This is a genomic window from Burkholderia sp. Bp9015, from assembly GCF_003853505.1.
Lineage (GTDB): Bacteria > Pseudomonadota > Gammaproteobacteria > Burkholderiales > Burkholderiaceae > Burkholderia.
Map to the genome: position 1 here is coordinate 1 of NZ_QTPZ01000114.1, position 218 is coordinate 218.

The window sequence follows — 218 nt, forward strand, 5'->3', positions numbered from 1 at the left end:
GTGATCCACACGGCCGGCTGGCCGCTGAAGTCGGACACCTACGGCGGCTCGTTCCTGTATCACATGGACAACAACCAGGTCGTGGTCGGCTTCGTGGTCGGCCTCGGCTACACGAACCCGTATCTGTCGCCGTTCGAGGAATTCCAGCGCTACAAGACGCACCCGTCGATCCGCGCATTCCTGGAAGGCGGCAAGCGTGTGTCGTACGGCGCGCGGGC

1 pseudogene is annotated in these 218 nt (G+C 64.2%); it reads left to right on the forward strand.

The features are described 5' to 3' along the window. Positions 1-218: pseudogene (locus DIE12_RS37850) on the forward strand (electron transfer flavoprotein-ubiquinone oxidoreductase); the annotation flags it as partial.